The organism is Roseovarius salis, assembly GCF_044472985.1.
In the GTDB taxonomy this organism is placed as follows: Bacteria; Pseudomonadota; Alphaproteobacteria; order Rhodobacterales; family Rhodobacteraceae; genus Roseovarius; species Roseovarius salis.
Genome location: NZ_JBISDG010000075.1, coordinates 1 through 5,937, shown reverse-complemented (window position 1 = coordinate 5,937; position 5,937 = coordinate 1). Strand labels below are relative to the sequence as shown.

The 5,937-nt window shown below is 64.0% G+C and carries 6 protein-coding genes and 4 pseudogenes; 5 read left to right on the top strand and 5 right to left on the bottom strand.

The features are described from left to right. The 4 genes and pseudogenes from ACH13J_RS17920 to ACH13J_RS17905 form a co-directional block, all read right to left on the bottom strand. Positions 1-693: pseudogene (locus ACH13J_RS17920) on the bottom strand (DNA methylase); the annotation flags it as partial. A 505-nt stretch (positions 694-1,198) separates the two neighbouring features. Then, a complete protein-coding gene (locus ACH13J_RS17915; RefSeq protein WP_397544708.1) occupies positions 1,199-1,645 on the bottom strand; it encodes a DUF6362 family protein in 447 nt (148 codons plus the stop codon). Continuing rightward, positions 1,638-1,841 (bottom strand): hypothetical protein, encoded by a 204-nt coding sequence (locus tag ACH13J_RS17910; protein ID WP_449619230.1) that lies wholly within the window; start codon positions 1,839-1,841, stop codon positions 1,638-1,640. The genes ACH13J_RS17915 and ACH13J_RS17910 overlap by 8 nt, the downstream gene beginning before the upstream one ends. Further along, a complete protein-coding gene (locus ACH13J_RS17905) occupies positions 1,838-2,044 on the bottom strand; it encodes a hypothetical protein (RefSeq protein WP_449619229.1) in 207 nt (68 codons plus the stop codon). The genes ACH13J_RS17910 and ACH13J_RS17905 overlap by 4 nt, the downstream gene beginning before the upstream one ends. Here ACH13J_RS17905 and ACH13J_RS17900 point away from each other — a divergent pair. Together ACH13J_RS17900 and ACH13J_RS17895 are read left to right on the top strand one after the other, a co-directional pair. Beyond that, a pseudogene (locus tag ACH13J_RS17900) lies at positions 2,031-2,507 on the top strand (zinc ribbon domain-containing protein); the annotation flags it as partial. The gene ACH13J_RS17905 and the pseudogene ACH13J_RS17900 overlap by 14 nt on opposite strands. Before the next feature lie 77 nt (positions 2,508-2,584). Then, positions 2,585-2,896, top strand: a complete 312-nt coding sequence (locus ACH13J_RS17895; RefSeq protein ID WP_449619228.1) for a hypothetical protein — start codon at positions 2,585-2,587, stop codon at positions 2,894-2,896. A 187-nt stretch (positions 2,897-3,083) separates the two neighbouring features. Here ACH13J_RS17895 and ACH13J_RS17890 read toward each other — a convergent pair whose 3' ends face one another. Then, complete coding sequence (locus tag ACH13J_RS17890; RefSeq protein ID WP_397544706.1) at positions 3,084-3,383, bottom strand: hypothetical protein; 300 nt, start codon at positions 3,381-3,383, stop codon at positions 3,084-3,086. 87 nt (positions 3,384-3,470) lie between these two features. On the opposite strand from ACH13J_RS17890, the pseudogene ACH13J_RS17885 reads away from it, so the two are divergent. The 3 genes and pseudogenes from ACH13J_RS17885 to ACH13J_RS18570 form a co-directional block, all read left to right on the top strand. Further along, a pseudogene (locus tag ACH13J_RS17885) lies at positions 3,471-4,514 on the top strand (adenosylcobalamin-dependent ribonucleoside-diphosphate reductase); the annotation flags it as partial. Next, complete coding sequence (locus ACH13J_RS17880) at positions 4,488-5,285, top strand: TSCPD domain-containing protein (RefSeq protein WP_449619231.1); 798 nt, start codon at positions 4,488-4,490, stop codon at positions 5,283-5,285. The pseudogene ACH13J_RS17885 and the gene ACH13J_RS17880, both read left to right, overlap by 27 nt. 218 nt (positions 5,286-5,503) lie before the next feature. Continuing rightward, positions 5,504-5,686 (top strand): annotated as a pseudogene (locus tag ACH13J_RS18570) (transposase); the annotation flags it as partial. Between the last annotated feature and the right edge of the window lie 251 nt (positions 5,687-5,937).

Below are 5,937 nucleotides of genomic sequence, written 5' to 3'. Positions count from 1 at the left end.
ATAGGACGCCGACCAGTCCTTGTTCCGCGTCGGGTGGTTCGAGCCGTCGTAGTCGACGAGGTATGGCGGGTCGGTGGCGAACAGGATCGCCCGCTCGCCATTCATCAGGCGGCGCACGTCGGCAGCGCTGGTGCTGTCGCCGCAGAGCAGGCGGTGTTCGCCGAGGATCCACAGATCGCCCATGCGCGAGGCCGGGTTGCGCGGCGGCTCGGGGATGGTCACCGGAGGCACGGAGCCCCCGGCGCCACCTTCTTCTTCACCGCCCGCCTCCGGATCGAAGGCCAGCAACTTGTCGAGTTCGCCGTCCGAAAAGCCCACCAGCGACAGATCGTAGTCGTCTGCGAGCAGGTCCTGCAGCTCGGCCGATAGAGCCGCCTCGTCCCAGGTACCGAGTTCGGTCAATTTATTGTCGGCCAAACGGTAGGCGCGCCGCTGCGCCTCGGTGAGATGGCCCAGCACGATGACCGGCGCCTCGGTCAGCCCCAGCTGCGTCGCGGCCAGCACGCGGCCATGGCCTGCGATCAACTCGCCGTCCTCGCCAACGAGGCAGGGCACGGTCCAGCCGAACTCGGCCATGCTGGCAGCAATCTTCGCGACCTGGTCGGCGCCATGCACCTTCGCGTTCTTCGCGTAGGGCTGGAGCTTGGCCAGCGGCCAAGTCTCGATCCGCTCGGGGGCGAAGGCGAGGGTCATGCAGGTTCCTGTCGATGATCGATTTGCATTGGCCGGGGTGGACCCCGGCGCGGCGGGGTCCACCGGCTTCCGGCTGGACTCCGGCATCCGCGGGGTATCCACCCCGCGCGGCCGGTCAGACTTTTGAATTCACGAGGATTTCTTGGCGTTGCAGCTGAACGCTGGACTCCGGTGGCTTCCCAAAAATCCGCCCCTGTCGCTGGCGAAATGCCGAGCCACGCCCGCCAGCATACGAAAGTGAACAGAAAGGAACCTTAAAATCAGAGGGTTACGGGTAGGCGGCGACAGTTTTTCCGGTCAAGCGGCGGGCGTTTGCCCGGTTTCGAACTGTCGCCGCTCGCGTGCCGTCATGTTCCCCTCTGGACCCCGAAGTGGCTTCCGGTTGGACCCCGGCATCCAGCGCTGCGGCCATCGTCCCTTCGTTCACGTCTCGTGCGATCATACCCCGTTTGTATCCCTCAGAGCCGATTGGTGAACCCCCTCCGATGTCTCTCCGAAAATTCCATCACAGGACGATCTTTCTTGACAGCCGGTCGGCGTTCTCGACCACGAAGCGCTTTGATCGCCTGGACGACGGCACGCGCCCGTTAAGCCGCCAGGTGATCAGCGCGACGCCGTACTGCCAGTGGCGGTTGGCGGCCGGGCGGCTGAGCCCGACCTCCCAGCCGATCTTCTTCCAGGGCTGCCGGTTGGCGCGCAGCCACACGATGCGGGCGTCGTCGCGCTCGAGCCAGCGCAGCCATAGCATCGCTTCCTCGGCCTCGGTGATCTGGCGCGGGCCGGGCCGCGGGCGCCTCATCTCGGGCTCCTGGCCGACCTGGTCGGCGAAGCCGTGGAAATACTCCGGCCAGGCGTTGAAATACCCGGTGGGCTTCACGGCCGGCAGCTGCGCGAAGACGTCCGCGGCGCTCTCGAGGCGGTCCTGCACCCGCGCCATGGTCCAGTCAGCCATGGTGCATGTCCTCCGGTCGCTTGCCGTAGAGACGCTCGCCCAGCTGCCGGACGAGCTCGCGCTCGGGCCAGGTCAGCCGGTCGTCGTCGACCGAGACGGCGAGCACGCCTTGTTCGCGCCATCCGTCGCGCTTGACCTGCTGGGGATCGCGGCGGCGCCCGCCATAGCCCTTCGGTGTGAACCGCATGCCGCTCATGCCACGCCTCCCTTCGTCTCCAGCGCCCAGAGCAGGATGGCGATGGCGTCGGCCTCGTTGTCGTCGGCCGGGCTGAAACCCCGGGCACGGGCGGCCGCGATCATCGCGTCCTTGTTGGCGTTGCCCTTGCCGGTGGCGAAGCGCTTGATCGTGCCCACCGGGACGCCCTCGTAGGGCACGCCGCGCAGCACCCGCGCCGACACGCCCGCGCTGCTGAAGGGGCTGCTGTTCGGGCCCGATGGCGGCGCGTTCTCACCGACGCATACTCGGAGGGGGAATCGTCTCTACCGCTACTATGTCAGTCAGACCGTGCTGAAGCATGGGGCTGGTTCGTGTCCGGTCGGCCGCGTCCCTGCGGGGGAGATCGAGGGCGCCGTCATCGACCAGCTCCGCGCCGTGTTCCGCCAGCCCGAGATCGTGGCGGGGACATGGAAGGCTGCCCGCGCTCACGCCAACGATGTCACTGAGGCCGATGCACGCGCAGCCTTGCAGCAACTCGATCGGCTGTGGGACGAGCTTTTCCCTGCCGAGCAGACACGCATCGTGGCACTTCTGGTCGAGCGCGTCGACATCGGCACCGATGGGCTCAACGTCGCCCTGCGTGTCGACGGGCTCGGCGGCCTCGCCCGCGAGATGCTGGCCGGCGGCATCGAGGCTGCCGCATGACCCGCGAGGCTCCGATCCCGGAGACCGTGACTCTCCACGTCCCGTTCCGCATCGTGAAACGCAGCGGGAGAAAGGAGATGCAGTTGCCCGAAGGGGCCGCGCAGCCTCGGCGGACCGACAACACGCTGATCAAAGCACTGGCGCGGGCATTTCGCTGGAAGAGCATGCTGGAGTCGGGCGAGTTCGCCACCATTGCCGAACTGGCCGCGCGCGAGGGGATCGCACCCTCCTACATGACCCGCGTCCTGCGGCTCACGCTGCTCGCGCCTGACATCATCGAGGGCATCCTGGACGGGAAGCAGGGGCCGGAGGTGACGTTGGCGCGCGTGCTGGAGCCGTTTCCCGAGGAGTGGGACGCGCAGCCAATGCACTTTGGGCCGATCAGCTGAAGCGGTCACCGGTGATCTGAGCAGCGCGCTGGTGTCTTTATTGCGCATTCTAATCTGCGCTATTGTGGATTATTCATGTCTGAATTTCGGGAAACCGACCCTCGCGGTGAGCGCCATTGAGCTTCAGAATGATCTGTGACCAGACGTTTTTCGAGGATTGAAACCTAACTTCCGTGATGCATTCCTTTTACGTATAGTCGTGTGCGCCGTCGATCATGCGCAGGACATTCGCGGCGAACCGGTCAGCCTCAACGTCTGGATCGACGGCAGCTAGATCATACCGCAGCAGGACCATTTCCTTCCCGGATGCGGTCGTACCAAGAAACCGTGACGTATCGACCCCATCCGCCGGGCACACGAAACCGCCGAGGCTAACGGGCAAGGCGTCCATGAAGGAAAGCACCTCATACCGGTCTGACTCTTTCGGGTCCGGCTTATACTTCGCATCGAGGACAGCGATGACCTCGTCGCCCCGGCAGATGATCATGTCCGGATGCACGGAGAATACACCGCCGTCACGGAAGAAGGGTCGCGGCGCGGTGTTGCCGTCCTGAACGCGGTATCCATGCTCAGCCAGGCGCGCGGCCTGTGGAACCGGATCATGCAGGCGACCTATGACTTCGCCGAGCCGGGGGTGATCTTCATCGACCGGATCAACCAGATGAACAACCTTGCCTATTGCGAGACGATCGCCGCCACCAACCCGTGCGGCGAACAGCCCCTGCCGCCCTATGGCGCCTGCCTGCTGGGCTCGGTCAACCTGGCACGGCTGGTACGCCGGCCCTTCGAGGACGGGGCGCAGATCGACGACGCGGAGCTCGATGAGCTTGTCACCACCGCGGTGCGGATGATGGACAACGTGGTGGACGTGTCCAACTTTCCGCTGGAGGAACAGGCGCGCGAGGCACGGGCCAAGCGGCGGATCGGGCTTGGCGTGACGGGGCTTGCGGACGCGCTGCTTATGAAGGGTCTGCGCTATGGTGCGCCGGAGGCGGCCGCGCAGACCGAACGCTGGCTGCACCGGATCGCGCGGGCGGCCTACCTGGCCTCGGTCGAACTGGCCAAGGAAAAGGGACCGTTCCCGCTGTTCGAGGCCGAGCCCTATCTGGCCAGCGGCACCATGCGGGCGATGGACGAGGACGTGCGCCAGGCCGTGGCCGAACATGGCATCCGCAATGCCCTTCTGACCTCGATCGCCCCCACCGGCACGATCAGCCTTTATGCCGGCAATGTCAGCTCGGGCATCGAGCCGGTCTTCGCCTATTCCTATACCCGCAAGGTGCTGCAGAAGGACGGAAGCCGCACCGAAGAGGAGGTCGTGGATTACGCGGTTCAGATGTGGCGCGAGAGATTCGGCGATGCCGAACTGCCCGATTATTTCGTCAACGCCCAGATGCTGGCGCCCGAAGGTCACGTTCGGATGCAGGCCGCGGCGCAGAAATGGGTCGATTCCAGCATTTCCAAGACGATCAACGTGCCCGAGGACATCGGTTTCGAGGCGTTCAAGGATGTCTACATGCAGGCCTACGAGACCGGCTGCAAAGGATGCACGACCTACCGGCCGAACGAGGTGACGGGTTCGGTGTTGAGTGTGAGTGGAAAGACAACCTCGGGTGAGATTGGGAGCAGCATTGTTGGTTGGGCTAAGAAAAAAGGTATTAGTCTGCGGGCGTTATCCATTGAAGCCGGGCTTGGCCCGAACTACGTTGAACAGCTTATAAAATACAATAAAGCGCCGTCGGTGGATAACGTGGCCAAAATCGCCCAAGCGTTAAATGTTAGTGTAGCGGAAATCTTAGGAGATGGTGCACCTGAGGTCCTCGCCGCCACCGACGCCGAACCCCAGCAACCTCACGGCGATGTGGTCTATATGTCCGAGCCGCTCGACCGGCCGGCGGAGCTGGAGGGCGCGACCTACAAGCTGAAATGGCCCGACAGCAACCACGCCATCTATGTCACCGTCAACGACATCATCCTCAACGGCCACCGCCGGCCCTTCGAGGTGTTCATCAACTCCAAGAACATGGAGCATTACGCCTGGACCGTGGCGCTGACGCGGATGATCTCGGCGGTGTTCCGGCGCGGCGGCGACGTCAGCTTCGTGGTCGAGGAACTGAAGGCGGTGTTCGACCCGCGCGGCGGCGCCTGGATGAATGGCAAGTACGTGCCGTCGATCCTCGCGGCCATCGGCGGCGTGCTGGAACGGCACATGATCGCGATCGGCTTCCTCGAGGGCGAGGGGCTGGGCCTCAAGGGCGACCCGACGGCGCAGGTGGTCAACCTCGACGCGCCCAAGGGCCCGGCATGCCCGGCCTGCGGCCAATACGACATGCGCATGATCGAGGGTTGCATGACCTGCGCCAGCTGCGGCCATTCCAAATGCGGGTAACGTTGCCGGCCGGCTTATGTAAATTGTAAATTCCCCCATACTTTTTCCAGTATGGGGGATTTTACTCCCCCTCGTACCCCCTATTTTCTTCCAGCGTCGCGTAACCCATTGAAATATATGGAAGCGTAAAACGCCGCTCCGGCCGGGGCGGCGTCGGCGGTGATGCACGGCTCAGGCCCTCTCCCCGATTGACGGGCGCAGCCCCGCCGGTCAATCACAGCCCCAACCCGCTGGAGCGCGTCAACAAGGAGATCAAGCGACGGACCAACGTCGTCGGGATATTTCCGAACCGCGAGGCCGTGATCCAGCTCGTCGGCGCGCTCATGCTCGAGCAGAACGACGAGTGGGCCGTCTCCCGCCGCTACATGCCGGTGGAAAAGCTGACCGCCATGTGCAACGATGAAAGTGAGACGGCGACCCCCTCTGATCGCCTTCACTTCAAAGAAGTGCTAAGTGTGTTCTTTCTATGTTCTATTAAAAGCCGCCAAATACTTCCGAGCGAGCAAGATTCCCGGCGCGTGCTGCGAGGTGACGGAGGGACGCAGGCCAGCCTCTAGGTTGCGTCTTCATTTAGGGGATTCCCAAATCGGATGAGGTTTGATTCAAGATCGAAAACGGAGGCGATCTTGAGCAGACGAACCCTGACCGATGC